The sequence below is a fragment of the Arthrobacter sp. UNCCL28 genome (assembly GCF_900102805.1).
GTDB classification, from domain to species: Bacteria; Actinomycetota; Actinomycetes; order Actinomycetales; family Micrococcaceae; genus Arthrobacter; species Arthrobacter nicotinovorans_A.
The window spans coordinates 67,432-83,543 of record NZ_FMWE01000005.1 but is presented as its reverse complement, the minus strand read 5'-3'; the positions used below and the strand labels follow the sequence as shown (position 1 = coordinate 83,543).

The following is a 16,112-nucleotide window of genomic DNA, read 5'->3' as shown; positions in this document are numbered from 1 at the left end:
TGTGGCTACCTGGTTCTTTCTGGGTTGTACGTTGGTTGAAAATGCGCGGCAACCAGGGTTGGGGCCCCGATTGCCGCGCACTTTTTGTCCTATGCCTCGGAACGCTTGCGGCGCCCAACGAGGAACAGGAACAGCCCCGCGCCAACTACCAGCAGGCTGATGGGCAACACGGTGAGGACAGCTCCCGTGTTGGCCAACGGACCCGAAGGCTGGCTCGGAACCACCGGCGGGAAGGTCACAACAGCACTTGCAGGTGGTGTGGTGACCGGGGGTCCCGTCGGAGGCGTACCCGTTGCGGTTGCCGTGTTGGCAACCTCACCGGCGTTGATATCCGCCTGGGTGATCGCGTACGTTGCCGTAGCGGTCACGGTCTCACCGGGCAGCAGGGTTCCTGCAACGCCGGGCCAGGTGTAAGCCAGGGCCGAAAGGCCCGGCATCGGATCGTTGATGGAGACGTCCGTCAGCGGGACGTTTCCGGTGTTCCTGGCGGTAAACGTGTACGTGATCACGTCACCCACCTGGGTGGGGTCTCCAACAGCCGAGGCATCGGCCGTCTTGGTGAACTCCAAGCCCGCGCTCGGGGTCAACGGGGTATCCGTTTCACCCGGCGGAGGCGTTACCGGCGGACCGGTGGGAGGAGTTCCGGTGGTGGTGGCCGAGTTGGCCACGTGACCGGCATTGATGTCGGCCTGGGTGATGGCGTACGTTGCCGTAGCCGTCACCGTCTGGCCCGGAAGCAACTCGCCCGGGGTACCCGGCCAGGTGTACGTCAGGGCCGAGAGACCAGCCAGCGGATCCGTGATGGACACATTGGTGAGCTTCACATTGCCCGTGTTCTTGGCCGTGAAGTTGTAGGTGATCACTTCACCCACCTTGGACGGACCATCCGTTGCCGGAGCCACAGCTGTCTTGCTGAACTCCATGGCCGGAGCCGGGGTCAACGGAGTATCCGTCTCTCCCGGAGGAGGCGTCACCGGAGGACCAACAGGCGGTGTGCCCGTAGTGGTTGCGGAGTTCGCCACGTGGCCGGCATCAATGTCAGCCTGGGTGATGGCGTACGTTGCCGTAGCCTTCACTGTCTCACCGGGCAGCAGTGTTCCTGCGACGCCGGGCCAGGTGTAGGTCAATGCCGAGAGGCCAGCCAGCGGATCCGTGATGGAAACGTTGGTCAGGGTCACGTTGCCCGTGTTCTTGGCCGTGAAGTTGTAGGTGATCTTGTCACCCGCAACGGTGGGGTTCTGAACAGCGGAGACGTCCGCGGACTTGGTGAACTCCATTGCCGGCGCCGGGGTCAACGGGGTGTCCGTTGTTCCCGGAGGAGGCGTTACAGGAGGACCAACCGGCGGAGTACCCGTGGTGGTCGCCGAGTTGGCGACGTGACCGGCGTCGATATCAGCCACTGTGATGGCGTATGTTGCCGTAGCCGTCACGGTCTGGCCCGGAAGCAACTCGCCGGGGGTACCCGGCCAGTTGTAAGCCAGTGCCGACAGGCCAGCCAGTGGATCGCTGATGGAGACGTTCTTCAGCGTCACGTTGCCGGTGTTCTTCGCCGTGAACGTGTAGGTGATCAGGTCACCTGCAACGGACGGATCGTGAACAGCCGAGGCGTCAGCCGACTTGGTGAACTCCATTGCCGGAGCCGGGGTCAACGGAGTATCCGTTGTTCCCGGAGGAGGCGTTACCGGCGGACCGGTGGGAGGAGTGCCAGTGGTCGTGGCGCTGTTGGCGACATGACCGGCGTCGATATCAGCCTGGGTGATGGCGTACGTTGCCGAGGCCGTTACCGTCTCACCGGGCAGGAGCGTTCCTGCAGCTCCAGGCCAGGTGTACGTCAGTGCCGAGAGGCCAGCCAGCGGATCCGTGATGGAAACGTTGGTCAGTGTCACGTTGCCCGTGTTCTTCGCGGAGAAGGTGTACGTGATCACGTCACCGGCCTTTGAAGGATCCTGGACAGCCGAGGCGTCAGCCGACTTGGTGAACTCCATCGCCGGAGCCGGGGTCAACGGAGTATCCGTGGTTCCCGGAGGAGGCGTTACCGGCGGACCGGTAGGAGGAGTGCCCGTAGTCGTGGCGCTGTTGGCGACATGACCGGCGTCGATATCAGCCTGCGTGATGGCGTACGTTGCCGTAGCCGTCACGGTCTGCCCGGGCAGCAACTCACCCGGGGTACCGGGCCAGGTGTACGTCAGTGCCGAAAGACCAGCCAAAGGATCGGTGATCGTGACGTTCTTCAGCGTGACGTTGCCAGTGTTCTTCGCGGAGAAGGCATACGTGATGACGTCGCCCACCTTGGAAGGATCCTGGACTGCCGAATCATCCGCAGACTTGCTGAACTCCATCGCAGGCTTCGGGGTCAACGGAGTATCCGTGGTTCCCGGAGGAGGCGTCACCGGCGGGCCGGTGGGAGGAGTGCCGGTGGTGGTCGCCGCGTTGGCAACATGTCCGGCGTCGATATCAGCCTGTGTGATGGCGTACGTTGCCGTAGCCGTCACCGTCTGGCCCGGGAGCAGCTCGCCCGGAGTGCCCGGCCAAACGTACTCAAGGGCGGACAAACCGGCCAGCGGGTCCGTGATGGACACGTTGGTGAGGTTGACGTTGCCGGTGTTCTTTGCCGTGAACGTGTAAGTGATCTTGTCACCTGCAACGGACGGGTCCTGAACAGCGGAGGCGTCAGCGGTCTTGGTGAACTGCATCGCCGGAGCCGGGGTCAACGGGGTGTCCGTTGTTCCCGGAGGAGGCGTTACCGGCGGACCAACAGGCGGAGTGCCCGTAGTTGTTGCCGCGTTCACCACATGGCCGGCGTTGATGTCAGCCTGGGTGATCGCGTACGTTGCCGTAGCGGTCACCGTCTGGCCCGGCTGCAACTCGCCCGGAGTACCCGGCCAGGTGTAAGCCAGTGCCGAAAGACCAGCCAAAGGATCGTCAATGGTGACGTTCTTGAGTGTGACATTGCCGGAGTTCTTGGCCGTGAAGGTGTAAGTGATCTGGTCACCAACAACTGCAGGTTTCTGAATGGCCGAGGCATCCGAGCTCTTGGTGAACTCCATCGCAGGCGCCGGGGTCAACGGAGTATCCGTGGTTCCCGGAGGAGGCGTGACAGGAGGACCAACAGGAGGGGTACCCGTGGTGGTGGCGCTGTTGGCAACATGGCCGGCATCAATATCAGCCTGCGTGATGCCATACGACGCCGAAGCCGTCACCGTCTGGCCCGGCAGCAACTCGCCCGGAGTACCCGGCCAGGTGTAAGCCAGTGCCGACAGGCCAGCCAGCGGATCCGTGATGGACACGTTGGTCAGCGTGACGTTGCCCGTGTTCTTGGCCGTAAAGGTGTAGACGATGCGATCGCCCACAACCGAGGGGTCCTGAACACCGGAAGCGTCAGCCGTCTTGGTGAACTCCATGGCCGGTGCCGGGGTCAACGGGGTGTCCGTCGTTCCCGGAGGAGGCGTGACAGGAGGACCAACAGGCGGGGTGCCGGTGGTTGTCGCCGAGTTGGCTACGTGACCTGCATTGATGTCAGCCTGGGTAATGGCATACGTTGCCGTAGCGGTTACCGTTTGACCGGCTTGCAGCTCTCCGGGGGTACCCGGCCAGGTGTATGCCAGAGCCGAGAGGCCAGCCAGCGGATCCGTGATGGAAACGTTGGTCAGCTTCACGTTGCCCGTGTTCTTCGCGGAGAAGGTGTACGTAATAACGTCACCAACCTTTGAAGGATCCTGGACAGCCGAAGCATCAGCAGACTTGCTGAACTCCATCGCCGGAGCCGGAGTCAACGGAGTATCCGTCGTTCCCGGAGGAGGCGTTACCGGCGGACCGGTAGGAGGAGTACCCGTAGTCGTCGCCGCATTGGCAACATGGCCGGCGTCGATATCAGCCTGCGTGACGGCGTACGTTGCCGTAGCCGTCACGGTCTGGCCCGGAAGCAACTCGCCGGGGGTACCCGGCCAGGTGTATTCAAGGGCAGACAAGCCGGCCAGCGGGTCATTGATGACCACACCGGTGAGCTTCACGTTGCCAGTGTTCTTCGAGGTGAAGGTGTACGTAATAACGTCGCCAACCTTCGAAGGATCCTGGACAGCCGAAGCGTCGGCAGACTTGCTGAACTCCATCGCCGGAGCCGGGGTCAACGGAGTATCCGTAGTTCCCGGAGGAGGCGTTACCGGCGGACCGGTAGGAGGAGTGCCCGTAGTCGTGGCGCTGTTGGCGACATGACCGGCGTCGATATCAGCCTGGGTAATCGCATACGTTGCCGTAGCGGTCACTGTCTGACCTGCTTGCAGCTCGCCCGGAGTACCCGGCCAGGTGTAGGCCAGCGCCGAGAGGCCAGCCAGCGGATCCGTGATGGATACGTTGGTGAGCTTCACGTTGCCGGTGTTCTTGGCCGTGAACGTGTAGGTGATTTGATCGCCTACAACAGACGGAGCCTGGATTGCCGAAGCATCAGCAGACTTGCTGAACTGCATCGCCGGACCAGGAGTCAACGGAGTATCCGTCGTTCCCGGAGGAGGCGTCACAGGCGGACCAACAGGCGGGGTGCCCGTGGTGGTCGCAACGTTCGCGACATGACCGGCGTCGATATCAGCCTGCGTGATGGCGTACGTTGCCGTAGCCGTCACGGTCTGCCCGGGCAGCAACTCACCGGGGGTACCCGGCCAGGTGTAAGCCAGCGCGGAGAGGCCAGCCAGCGGATCCGCGATGGATACGTTGGTGAGCTTGACGTTGCCAGTGTTCTTCGCGGAGAAGGTGTACGTAATGACGTCACCAACCTGTGAAGGATCCTTGACTGCCGAGGCATCTGCGGACTTGCTGAACTCCATTGCCGGAGCCGGGGTCAACGGGGTATCCGTGGTTCCCGGAGGAGGCGTTACCGGCGGACCGGTGGGAGGAGTGCCCGTAGTCGTGGCGCTGTTGGCGACATGACCGGCGTCGATATCAGCCTGTGTAATGGCGTACGTTGCCGTAGCCGTCACCGATTGGCCCGGAAGCAACTCGCCCGGAGTGCCCGGCCAGGTGTACGTCAGGGCTGACAGACCAGCCAGCGGGTCATTGATGACAACACCCGTCAGCTTCACGTTTCCGCTGTTCTTCGCCGTGAACGTGTAGGTGATCAGGTCACCTGCAACGGACGGGTTCTGGATAGCGGAGGCGTCGGCCGACTTGGTGAATTGCATCGCCGGAGCCGGAGTCAACGGGGTATCCGTTGTTCCCGGAGGAGGCGTTACAGGGGGACCAACCGGCGGAGTGCCGGTGGTGGTGGCCGCATTGGCGACATGGCCGGCGTCGATATCAGCCTGGGTGATGGCGTACGTTGCCGTAGCCGTCACGGTCTGGCCAGGCAGGAGGGTTCCCGCTGCACCGGGCCACGTGTAGGTCAGAGCCGAGAGACCAGCCAGCGGATCCGTAATGGACACGTTGGTCAGGGTCACGTTGCCGCTGTTCTTCGCCGTGAAGGAGTAAGTGATCAGGTCACCAACAACTGCCGGGTTCTGGATAGCGGAGGCGTCCGAGGACTTGGTGAACTCCATGGCCGGGCCCGGGGTCAACGGAGTATCCGTAGTTCCCGGAGGCGGCGTGACAGGAGGACCAACCGGCGGAGTACCCGTGGTGGTGGCGCTGTTGGCGACATGGCCGGCGTCGATATCAGCCTGCGTGATGGCGTACGTTGCCGTAGCCGTCACGGTCTGGCCAGGCAGGAGGGTTCCTGCCACGCCGGGCCACGTGTACGTCAGAGCCGAGAGACCAGCCAGCGGATCCGTGATGGAAACGTTGGTCAGGGTCACGTTGCCGCTGTTCTTCGCCGTGAAGGTGTAGACGATGCGATCGCCCACAACTGAAGGGTCCTGAACACCGGAAGCGTCAGCGGATTTGCTGAATTCCATGGCCGGAGCCGGAGTCAGCGGGGTATCAGTACCGGCCGGAGGAGGCGTCACTGCGGGACCGGTGGGCGGAGTGCCCACGGTGGTTGCAGTGTTCGCGACATGGCCCGCATTGATGTCGGCCTGGGTGATCGCATACGTTGCCGTAGCGGTCACTGTCTGGCCCGGAAGCAACTCGCCGGGGGTACCCGGCCAGGTGTATTCCAGTGCCGAGAGGCCCGGCAGCGGGTCGTTGATGACCACACCAGTGAGCTTCACATTGCCGGTGTTTTTGGACGTGAACGTGTAGGTGATCTGGTCACCCACAACAGACGGATCCTGGATATCCGAAGCGTCAGCCGTCTTGGTGAACTCCATGGCCGGAGCCGGGGTCAACGGGGTATCCGTCGTTCCCGGAGGAGGCGTTACAGGAGGACCAACCGGAGGAGTTCCGGTGGTGGTCGCCGCATTGGCGACGTGACCGGCGTCGATATCAGCCTGCGTGATGCTGTACGTTGCCGTAGCTGTGACGGTCTGGCCCGGAAGCAACTCGCCCGGGGTTCCCGGCCAGGTGTACGTCAGTGCCGAAAGACCAGCCAGCGGATCCGTGATGGATACGTTGGTGAGCTTCACGTTGCCGGTGTTCTTCGAGGTGAACGTGTAGGTGATCTGGTCACCCACAACAGACGGATCCTTGACAGCCGAAGCATCAGCGGACTTGCTGAACTCCATGGCCGGAGCCGGGGTCAACGGAGTATCCGTCGTTCCCGGAGGAGGCGTTACAGGAGGACCAACCGGAGGAGTTCCGGTGGTGGTCGCCGCATTGGCGACGTGACCGGCGTCGATATCAGCCTGCGTGATGCTGTACGTTGCCGTGGCCGTGACGGTCTGGCCCGGAAGCAACTCGCCCGGGGTTCCCGGCCAGGTGTACGTCAGAGCCGAAAGACCAGCCAGCGGATCCGTGATGGATACGTTGGTGAGCTTCACGTTGCCCGTGTTCTTCGAGGTGAACGTGTAGGTGATCTGATCCCCTACAACGGACGGATCCTGGATAGCCGAAGCATCAGCAGACTTGCTGAACTCCAAGGCGGGGCCAGGAGTCAACGGGGTGTCCGTACCAGCCGGAGGCGGCGTCACAGCCGGACCAGTGGGCGGAGTGCCCGTGGTGGTCGCGACGTTGGCGACATGGCCGGCGTCGATATCAGCCTGAGTGATGGCGTACGTTGCCGTAGCCGTCACCGACTGACCCGGAAGCAACTCGCCCGGAGTTCCCGGCCAGGTGTACGTCAATGCAGACAAACCCGCGAGAGGGTCGTTGATGACCACGCCAGTGAGCTTGACGTTGCCCGTGTTCTTCGAGGTGAACGTGTAGGTGATCTGATCCCCTACAACGGACGGATCCTGGATAGCCGAAGCATCAGCAGACTTGGTCAGCTCCATGGCAGGACCGGCCGTCAACGGAGTGTCCGTACCAGCCGGAGGCGGCGTCACAGCCGGACCAGTGGGCGGAGTGCCCGTGGTGGTCGCGACGTTGGCGACATGGCCGGCGTCGATATCAGCCTGCGTGATGGCGTACGTCGCCGTAGCCGTCACCGACTGACCCGGAAGCAACTCGCCCGGGGTACCCGGCCAGGTGTAGGTCAGTGCCGACAGTCCTGCCAGCGGGTCATCAATGACCACACCAGTGAGCTTGACGTTGCCCGTGTTCTTGGACGTGAACGTGTAGGTGATCTGATCGCCCACAACAGACGGATTCTGGATATCCGAAGCATCTGCCGACTTGGTGAACTCCATGGCCGGAGCCGAGGTCAACGGAGTATCCGTTGTTCCCGGAGGAGGCGTGACAGGAGGACCAACCGGCGGAGTACCCGTGGTGGTGGCCGCGTTGGCAACATGTCCGGCATCAATGTCAGCCTGGGTGATGGCGTACGTTGCCGTCGCCGTCACGGTCTGGCCCGGGAGCAGTTCCCCGGGAGTGCCCGGCCAGGTGTACGTCAGTGCCGAGAGGCCAACCAGGGGATCGCTGATGGACACGTTGGTCAGCGGGACGTTGCCCGTGTTCTTGGACGTGAACGTGTAGGTGATCTGATCGCCAACAACGGACGGGTCCTGGATGGCAGACGCATCAGCGGACTTGCTGAACTGCATGGCCGGAGTGGACGTCAACGGGGTGTCAGTGGTTCCCGGAGGAGGCGTGACAGGAGGACCAACAGGCGGGGTGCCCGTAGTGGTTGCCGAGTTCGCGACGTGACCGGCCGTGATGTCAGCCTGGGTGATGGCGTACGTTGCCGTAGCCGTCACTGTCTCACCGGGCAGGAGGGTTCCTGCTGCGCCGGGCCAGGTGTACGTCAATGCCGAGAGGCCAGCCAGCGGATCCGTGATGGACACGTTGGTCAGCGGAACGTTGCCGGTGTTCTTCGAGGTGAACGTGTAGGTGATCTGGTCACCAACAACCGACGGGTCCTGGATGCCCGAGGCGTCCGCGGACTTGCTGAACTCCATGGCCGGAGCCGGAGTCAGCGGGGTATCCGTGCCAGCCGGAGGCGGCGTTACCGCGGGACCGGTGGGCGGAGTACCGGTGGTAGTCGCGGTGTTGGCGACGTGACCGGCGTTGATGTCAGCCTGAGTGATGGCATAGGTTGCCGTAGCCGTGACCGTCTGGCCGGGCAGGAGGGTTCCTGCCGCACCGGGCCAGGTGTACGTCAAGGCAGACAGGCCAGCCAACGGGTCATTGATGGACACGTTGGTCAGGGATACGTTGCCCGTGTTCTTGGACGTGAACGTGTAGGTGATCTGGTCACCAACAACAGATGGATCCTGGATATCCGAAGCATCAGCAGACTTGGTGAACTCCATGGCCGGAGCCGGAGTCAGCGGGGTATCAGTACCTGCAGGCGGCGGGGTAACAGGAGGACCTGTAGGAGGATTGCCCGTGGTGGTGGCAAGGTTGGCCACATGTCCTGCATCGATGTCCGCCTGGGTGATGGCGTAGGTAGCCATCGCCGTCACGGTTTCACCGGGCAGCAAAGTGCCCGGAGTTCCCGGCCAGGTGTAGGTCAGTGCAGACAAACCGGCCAGGGGGTCGTTGATGGTGACACCCGTCAGCGGCACGTTGCCGGTGTTTTTGGACGTGAACGTGTAGGTGATCTGGTCACCCACAACAGAGGGATCCTGGATGTCTGAAGCGTCAGCGGACTTGGTGAATTCCAACTCCGGGGCCGGGACGGCCGTGTTGGTGAGAACACAGCTGATATCGGCGCCGGCAACCGGAACCAAGGAATAAGCAGAATCCACTACCGCACCATTGGGCAGTCCGGTCTGGAGGCCGTTGGCATCAACACAGGTGATGACCTTGCTGTAACCGGAGAGGTTGGTTCCCGACTCCGTCAGGTAGTAGGTTGCACCTGCGTCGGCGACGTATTCGCCAGTGGTTCCCGTACCTGCGGTAACAGTGGAACCCGCACCGGTGGTGGTGGCGTTGGCAGTGTTGCTCACAACAGGACCCGTGGCCGATCCGGTGCGGATCTCAGTGGTGAACTGATCCGAATCCATCAGGCGGGTGGCATCCAGCGCCTTGGTCAGTTCAAGGCGCGGAGCCTTCACTACCAAGGTGGCGTCTGCCGGCGGGTTCAGGTTGGTGGCGATGTTGGCGGGGCCGTTGACGTAAGTGCCCTCGGCAGCTGCCGTGACATCCACCGTGATGGTGCAGGACGTCATTCCCAGGGCGAGGTCGCCGCCGGTTACCGAGAAGGAATTGCTGCCGTCAACAGCGGTGGTTACCAGAGGATTGGTTCCCGCTGCCTGCACACAGGTGCCGCCAATGTTGGGGGTACCGGCAATAACTACGCCGGCAGGGAGGGAGTCGGTGATGAACCAGTCGTTCTTGGCCATCAGGTCATCCGTGTTGGTCACTGTCAGAGTGACCTTGGAGATTCCGCGCGGCCCAATAAGGGACGGGGTGAAGGACTTGTCTACCTGGGGGGTGACGTCCACGATCTGCGGAAGGTCAAAGGCTACGTCGTTGCCCGAGCCACTGGTGGCTTCATTCCTCAGTTCGAGACCGAGGGAAGGAGACGTGCCCATGGGAATCTGGAAGGCAGCCGACTGGAGCTTGGTGATTTCCGTAATGGCACCGTTGGTGGTGTTGGTTCCACAAGGATCCAAGCCGGTGCTGAGGACCTGCCGCGTGCCGTTAATCAGGAGGCTGAAGGTCTCCTTGGCATGGGTCGAGTGACAGTTGACCTGCGCGAAGTAGGCCGAGACTGCGTAGTAGTGGCCCTCAATCGCCGGAATCGTGTTGCCTTCAGTCCGGAACTGCACACCCGGGGTGATGCGGCCCGTGGGGCTGTTGGTGTACTCGGACAGGACTTGGTTGGTGGAGGATTGCGCAGCTGTCTGGCCCTGGGCCAAGCCCAGCGCGGCAGCCATTTGCCGTATCTGGTTCCAACCGTCCGGCTGGTTGTTGGTACACCCTGCATCAGTGGTTGGCAACGGCGTGGAAGAGTTCAGGATCCAGCCATCGCACTGTCCGCCGGCCGGAGTGTACGGAGTATCGGCAAAGTACGTTTCGTTGGCAGCGTCAGCGCCGCCGGTGTAGTTGAGGATGCTTATGGCACCGCTGGAGGCGTTCTCGTTGGAGAAATCCTCGGTGTAGACAGGCGTTCCTGGTTGGGCAATTCCCGGCGACCCCGGGACTGTCGCCAGGGCCGGTGGCGCTAACGCGCCGCCCACCCCCAGCGACATGATGGCTGTGGCGACTACTGCCGCCAACAGCTTCTGTGGACGTGTGTGTTTCACGGTCTCTCGCTTTTCTTTGTCACGCAAGAGGCCGACTCACAGAAGCGAATCGGCATCGAGCTAGGCTACTCGCCAGTACTCCAGTGGACGGAGACGAGTCTTCGTGACGCAAAAAACGTAGGGAATCCAAAAAAGTTGAAAAGACCCTGTGGAAGGACTTTGAGAAAAGGGGCCCCGACGGGTCATAAGGGTCGACGGCAGCACACAACGCAGGGCCGCCCTGGAGCGGCCCTGCGTTTGGGTAACTTACGGCTGAGGCTTGCCTAGCTGAAGGTGTTGGTGAAGTTCTTGGCCACAACGCCCTGCCCGGAGAACCGGTAGTCCAGCGTTCCTGTCGTGGCGGAAGCGGGCATGGCTACTCCCAGAACGAACGTAAGGTCATCGCCGGCCAGGGACGCGGTGCTGCAGCGGATGTTGCGGTCTCCCGACGAGACCGCGGCGCAGGTCCACCCTGCGGCTGCAACAGTTTTTCCAGCCAGGAATGTTGCCTGGTCCGGCAAGGCGAAGTCCACTTGGCCGGTGGTCGGTGTGCCCTGCCCCTGGAGCGAGAACTGCACTCCAAGTTCCCGTTCCGTAGGGTTTGCCCCCTGCGAGGCCGCGAACGTTGCGTTAACCGTTTGGGTGGCGGGTGCCCCCGGCGCGCCGGGAGGCACGGGGGTGGAAGTCACGGTACCGGAGTCCACCACAACAGCCTTCCGCGGCGCCACAGCAGGTGGAACCACGACGGCGGGCGGCTGCGGCACCGTTGCTGCCGGACTGTCCGTGGAGGGGGTTTCCAGCGGAGCCACAACAGCGGGAACCTCCGGGGAGGCGGGCAAAGACTCCGCGGGGCTCGGGGTTGCCGTTGGCATAGACGTTTCCTGGGCCGGCGGGAGGTTGAAGATGCCCTCCGACGCCGCCGTGGACTGGGAAGACGGGCTTGGCTGAAGGAACCACATCAAGCTTCCGGCCAAGGCCATGACGCCCACCACCAGCGCAGCAGCCAACTTCCATGCATTGCTGAGGCCCCGGATGCCATGCGTACCGCTGTTCCCCGGGATGGCGGTGTTTCCAGCGTTTCCAGCGTTTCCGGGGATGCCTGTGCTTGCTGTGCTTCCGGTGGCTGCACCCATGGCGGTACCGCCGAGTCCTATCGCCGCCGCTCCCGCCGGGGTAAAGGTGATTCCCGTCAGCAACGGGAACAGGATGGAGCGCATACCGCCCTGGATGTCATTGAGTTCGATCAACAACGCCGTGCATTTGGCGCAGCTCTCCAGGTGCACGCTGACCTTTTCCTTGGACGTACGCTTCAACGCATTCCGCGCGTACTTTCCCAACTGGCTGGCGTATTCGTCACAGGCTTCATCAACGGTCCGGCTGATGTGCTGTTGAAGGTAGGCCTGGCGAAGGCCTTCCCTTGCCCTCAGCGCCAAGGCTGAAACACCGTTCGGTGTCAGGCCAACGAAAGGAGCAGCCGCTGCAGGTTTCAGCCCTTCAATGTCCAGGTGCCACAGGACAGCTTGCCAGCGCTCCGGGAGGGATTTGAACGCCTTGGCCATCATGCTCGACTCGAGATCGCTGACTACTTGGTCGTTGTCGATCACCGGGGCGTCGAGGATGGCGTCTTCTTCCGCCATGGGCAGCCGGCGGGCTTTGCGGTTTCGATCGTGGGCGGTGCGCCGCACCACGGTGAGGAGATAGGACCGGAAGAACTCCTTTGGCCCTTTGCCTTCGGTCAGCAACTGAAAGATGGTGGCGAATGACTCGGCAACCACGTCATCGGCGTCGCTGGGGTTATCCGTTTGCGAGCGGGCCACGAATTGCGCCACTTTCATGTGCCGCTGGTAGAGGACGTCGAAGGCGTTCGTATCACCTTCGCGGACTAAAGCGATGAGCTGCGGATCGCTGCCGGAAGCCGTCGCCGAAAATGGTGACGCCGCATCGGCGCTGACCGCAACTACTTGATCCATAAACAATAGTGTGACATCACAAACCGTGTGACTTGAATCGACCGTCGCCAGCCTGTAGAGAACTCCCACTTTCGCATCACGTTTCACGCCTTGGCTGCACTAATAAACGTGACCCTGCCAAACCCTGGTGCGAATCGAGGAACCATGGACATCCGCCGCCCCCGCCCCTTCCTGAAACTGATGCGTGCTGTCCATAAGGACGGAGCACAGCAACCTGGCGCTATTGTCCGCGGATTGCCGCCCCACCGCTCAGCTCCACTGGCGCGCCGGAAGAACGCCGGACGTGCCACTTTGGTCTACGGAGCGGACCGGCCCGTAGCCATTCCGGGAGATACCGTCATCTTCACGGCGTGGATCACCAACAACTCCGCCAGCCACCTCCGCGACGTCACATTGGTCCCCCGGTCCTTCACCAACGAAGGCATGGAGGTGTTGCGCTACAGCTCTGAGCCGGTTGAGCGCGACCTTCTCATCCCGCTCCTGGCTCCGGGCCAATCCGTGATGAGGACCTTCTCTTACCTGGTGACCGACGCAGACCATATCCACGGGGGCAGCCTGGTCAGCGCAATGCAGGTCCATGCCACCTGCCGCGGCCAGGTGGTCTTCGACGAGAACGACGCAATCGTCTCCCTCAGCGGCACACGAAAGGACTGGCCCTTCCCGGGTGAAAGGGCAGGGCAGATGCGAAAACGGCGGAAGAACGTTGAGCAGTCGGTGCCTGCGTAGGGCCTATTCGTTGTCCGGCTGGCCCACCGGCTTCTCGGCGGGCCAATCAACGTCCTGTTCGTAGCCTTCGTGCTTTTTCAGGTATGCAGCGATGTACGGGCAGTGCGGAATGATGCGCTTGCCGGAGGCCACAACATCGTCCAGGGCAAAGTGTGCGAGGACTTTTGCCAGGCCCTGGCCGTTGAACCCGGGCTTGGTTTCGGTGTGGATGAAATCGATGTGACCGGGCCGATCAAGGAACTGGGAAATCACAGCCAACTCGCCATCTACGTGCAGCTCATAGCGGTGGAATTTGTCGTTGCGCACCGTAGTGACGCCAGGACGGAACGATTCTGCCAGTGAATCCGTGTACTCGGTCATGGTTCGAGATTGGCACTAAAACCTGGCTCTGGCAACGTGGACACCGCTCCAACGCGCCGCCCCGCCAAGTCCGCAGCCGACGGTAGCCGGATGACCGGCGTCGGGACCCTGCCCAGCAGCAGGACCGAAAGGGCAAAGCACGCCGCTCCCCCACCCAACAATGCAAGCGTCAGTCCGTTGAAGGCTGCGTCTGCGACCGGGAACAAGACGACGACGGCGGCCGTCACCACAGCGGTACGCGAGGGCCCCCGCGCGTGGCTTGCCGCCGTCGGACGGTTCTCCAGGCGGCCAAAAAGCCACACCACCGGCACGAGCACCGCGACCACAGCCAGGAATACAGGGATCCGGGCCCACCACCACTCCCCCGTTCCGGCCAGGGGCTTGGGCAGGTCGGTGAGCAACAGCAGCCCTGACATGCCCACCAGCAGCGGAAGATGCCAGAGGTAGACCGTCATGGACCTGCGGCCCGCCACCGCAATAACGGTACGGACCCACCCGACTCCCGCAAGCCAGGTGATGCCGGGCCGGAGCATGTAGAGCGTGGCGGCCTGCGAGATGCCCAACAGCAGCATGCAAAGGTTGGGTGGGTTGATATTGACCACCATGTTTCCCGGGTACACGCCCACCCCGGTCACGAGTCCCAGCAACAAGTTGCTGGAGACAATGACCCCCACCAGCCACGTGCGGCTGCGGTGTTCGAAGAATCCGTCGGCCATCAGGAATCCCAACTGCTGGACCGCGCACCACACGAAGACCATGTTGGCAAAAGCCAGCACGGGAAGGGCGCCACGGAGGGAGTCGACGGTGATGATGAGCGCCACCAACGCTGCGAACGTCAGCAACGGTGCGCGTTCATGCAGGCGGGCCAGCAGCGGAACACTGAGCTGCGCTGTGAGGTAGGCGGCCAGGAACCATAGCGGCATGGCAGCGCCGGCGGTCATGAGCTGGATGACCTGGGGGTGGACACCCAGCAGGAGCGCCAACCACAAGCTCCCCCACATGACAGCCAGCAGCGCCATGGCGGGGCGGACCAGCCGCAGGAGACGGAGTTGGGCGAAATCGAATCCGGTACCACCGCGGGCTTTCAGGCGTCGCCATGACTGAAGTCCCGTCACGCCACCCAGCACAAAGAACAGCGGAACAATCATGAGGGCCCAGGCCACGGGAGTAAACCAGCTTTGCTCCATGAGCACATTCCCCGTGGTCACCGTCCCGTCCCTCTGCAGGACAGGGCTGACCATCATGCAATGGGCTGCCACCACAAGGAGCAGGCAGGTGAAGCGGACAAGGTCGATCGCCGGATCCCTCTGCGCAACCATGTCCCGGTCCGCGCGGGGCTGCGCTTGCGATTCCCGCTCCATGGCTCTCCCTTGGAACCCACGCCTCTGCGTGCTGTCTCCATTGTCCGCCCGGTGGAAGGGCGGAGCCAGCAGGCACGGGGTTACGGGGTTTCGACGGGTATCCACAACGGGAAACAAAGGTCTGGACGAGGGGGCAAATCACCGGCAGGATCAGAGGCATGACTACGTCGATTTTCGTGAACCTGCCCGTCAGCGACCTCGAGGCATCCAAAGCCTTCTACACAGCACTGGGTTACACCATCAACCCAAACTTCAGCGATGAAACTGCCGCCTGCGTGGTCTTCAGCGACACCATCTACGCCATGCTCCTGACCCACGAGAAATTCAGCCAGTTCACCAAACAGCCCATCGCAGACACTAAGAACTCGACGGCGGCAATTGTTGCCCTTTCTGCCGACAGCCGCGAAGACGTGGATGCCTTGGCCACCAAAGCGCTGGAGGCCGGCGGATCCGAAACGTACGACGCCCAGGATCTCGGCTTCATGTACAGCCGGGCGTTCCGCGACCTGGACGGTCACCATTGGGAAGTTCTCTGGATGGACGCTGCCGCAGCGCAGGATGGTCCGCCGGAGTCGTAGCCGCGAGGAGGGCTACTGGCTGGCGGCCAAAGTCCTGCCGGCGGCCGGGTTCCTGGCTGACGGCCAAAGTCCTGCCGGCGGCCGGGTTCCTAGCTGATAGCCAGTGCCAGCACACCCAGCACGACGGCCAGCAAAGGCGTGGTTCCCTGGAGGGTCGCGGCGCGGAGGTACTTTTTGCCACTCGCTGCAAGGACCAGTGCCGCCAGGAGCATGGAGCCGCAACTGCTGAAGACCAAGGTCCAGCCCACCTGGGGTGCACCCATTGCCACGGCGATGATGCCGATCAGGGCGCCAATGGCCAGGAACAGGTTGTAGAAGCCCTGGTTGTAAGCGAGCGGCTTGGTGGTTTCAGCATCGGCTTGGGACGTGATGCTGAACGTCTTCCACGTTTTCGGCTTGGTCCAGGTGATGGACTCCATGGTGAAGATGTAGACGTGGAGCAGGGCAGCTATCGCAGCAAAAATCAGGGAGGCTAGGATCATGTTT

General features: G+C 62.6%; 7 protein-coding genes. 2 read left to right on the top strand and 5 right to left on the bottom strand.

Annotation, left to right across the window (positions count from 1 at the left end; all coding sequences use genetic code 11):
- Positions 1-89 precede the first annotated feature (89 nt).
- Both BLQ01_RS22670 and BLQ01_RS14740 read right to left on the bottom strand, forming a co-directional pair.
- Positions 90-10,652: a DUF7507 domain-containing protein gene (locus tag BLQ01_RS22670; protein WP_254779469.1), complete on the bottom strand. Its 10,563-nt coding sequence runs from the start codon at positions 10,650-10,652 to the stop codon at positions 90-92.
- Between the two features lie 263 nt (positions 10,653-10,915).
- Positions 10,916-12,601 (bottom strand): sigma-70 family RNA polymerase sigma factor, encoded by a 1,686-nt coding sequence (locus BLQ01_RS14740; protein ID WP_091552573.1) that lies wholly within the window; start codon positions 12,599-12,601, stop codon positions 10,916-10,918.
- Between the two features lie 144 nt (positions 12,602-12,745).
- On the opposite strand from BLQ01_RS14740, the gene BLQ01_RS14735 reads away from it, so the two are divergent.
- A complete protein-coding gene (locus BLQ01_RS14735) occupies positions 12,746-13,327 on the top strand; it encodes a DUF11 domain-containing protein (protein ID WP_091552571.1) in 582 nt (193 codons plus the stop codon).
- Between the two features lie 3 nt (positions 13,328-13,330).
- On the opposite strand, the gene BLQ01_RS14730 is transcribed toward BLQ01_RS14735, so the two are convergent.
- Positions 13,331-13,687: a GNAT family N-acetyltransferase gene (locus tag BLQ01_RS14730; RefSeq protein WP_026541744.1), complete on the bottom strand. Its 357-nt coding sequence runs from the start codon at positions 13,685-13,687 to the stop codon at positions 13,331-13,333.
- Complete coding sequence (locus tag BLQ01_RS14725) at positions 13,684-15,048, bottom strand: acyltransferase family protein (RefSeq protein WP_254779468.1); 1,365 nt, start codon at positions 15,046-15,048, stop codon at positions 13,684-13,686. The genes BLQ01_RS14730 and BLQ01_RS14725 overlap by 4 nt, the downstream gene beginning before the upstream one ends.
- A gap of 158 nt (positions 15,049-15,206) precedes the next feature.
- On the opposite strand from BLQ01_RS14725, the gene BLQ01_RS14720 reads away from it, so the two are divergent.
- A complete protein-coding gene (locus tag BLQ01_RS14720; protein WP_091552570.1) occupies positions 15,207-15,626 on the top strand; it encodes a VOC family protein in 420 nt (139 codons plus the stop codon).
- A gap of 89 nt (positions 15,627-15,715) precedes the next feature.
- Here BLQ01_RS14720 and BLQ01_RS14715 read toward each other — a convergent pair whose 3' ends face one another.
- On the bottom strand, positions 15,716-16,108 hold the full coding sequence (locus tag BLQ01_RS14715) for a DUF1304 domain-containing protein (RefSeq protein ID WP_026541741.1): 393 nt from the start codon (positions 16,106-16,108) through the stop codon (positions 15,716-15,718).
- Positions 16,109-16,112: the final 4 nt, after the last annotated feature.

Coding starts and splice junctions, on each gene's coding strand:
- BLQ01_RS14740 (WP_091552573.1), bottom strand. CDS start 12,601: ATGGATCAAGTAGTTGCGGTCAGCGCCGATGCGGCGTCACCATTTTCG.
- BLQ01_RS14735 (WP_091552571.1), top strand. CDS start 12,746: ATGGACATCCGCCGCCCCCGCCCCTTCCTGAAACTGATGCGTGCTGTC.
- BLQ01_RS14730 (WP_026541744.1), bottom strand. CDS start 13,687: ATGACCGAGTACACGGATTCACTGGCAGAATCGTTCCGTCCTGGCGTC.
- BLQ01_RS14725 (WP_254779468.1), bottom strand. CDS start 15,048: ATGGAGCGGGAATCGCAAGCGCAGCCCCGCGCGGACCGGGACATGGTT.
- BLQ01_RS14720 (WP_091552570.1), top strand. CDS start 15,207: ATGACTACGTCGATTTTCGTGAACCTGCCCGTCAGCGACCTCGAGGCA.
- BLQ01_RS14715 (WP_026541741.1), bottom strand. CDS start 16,108: ATGATCCTAGCCTCCCTGATTTTTGCTGCGATAGCTGCCCTGCTCCAC.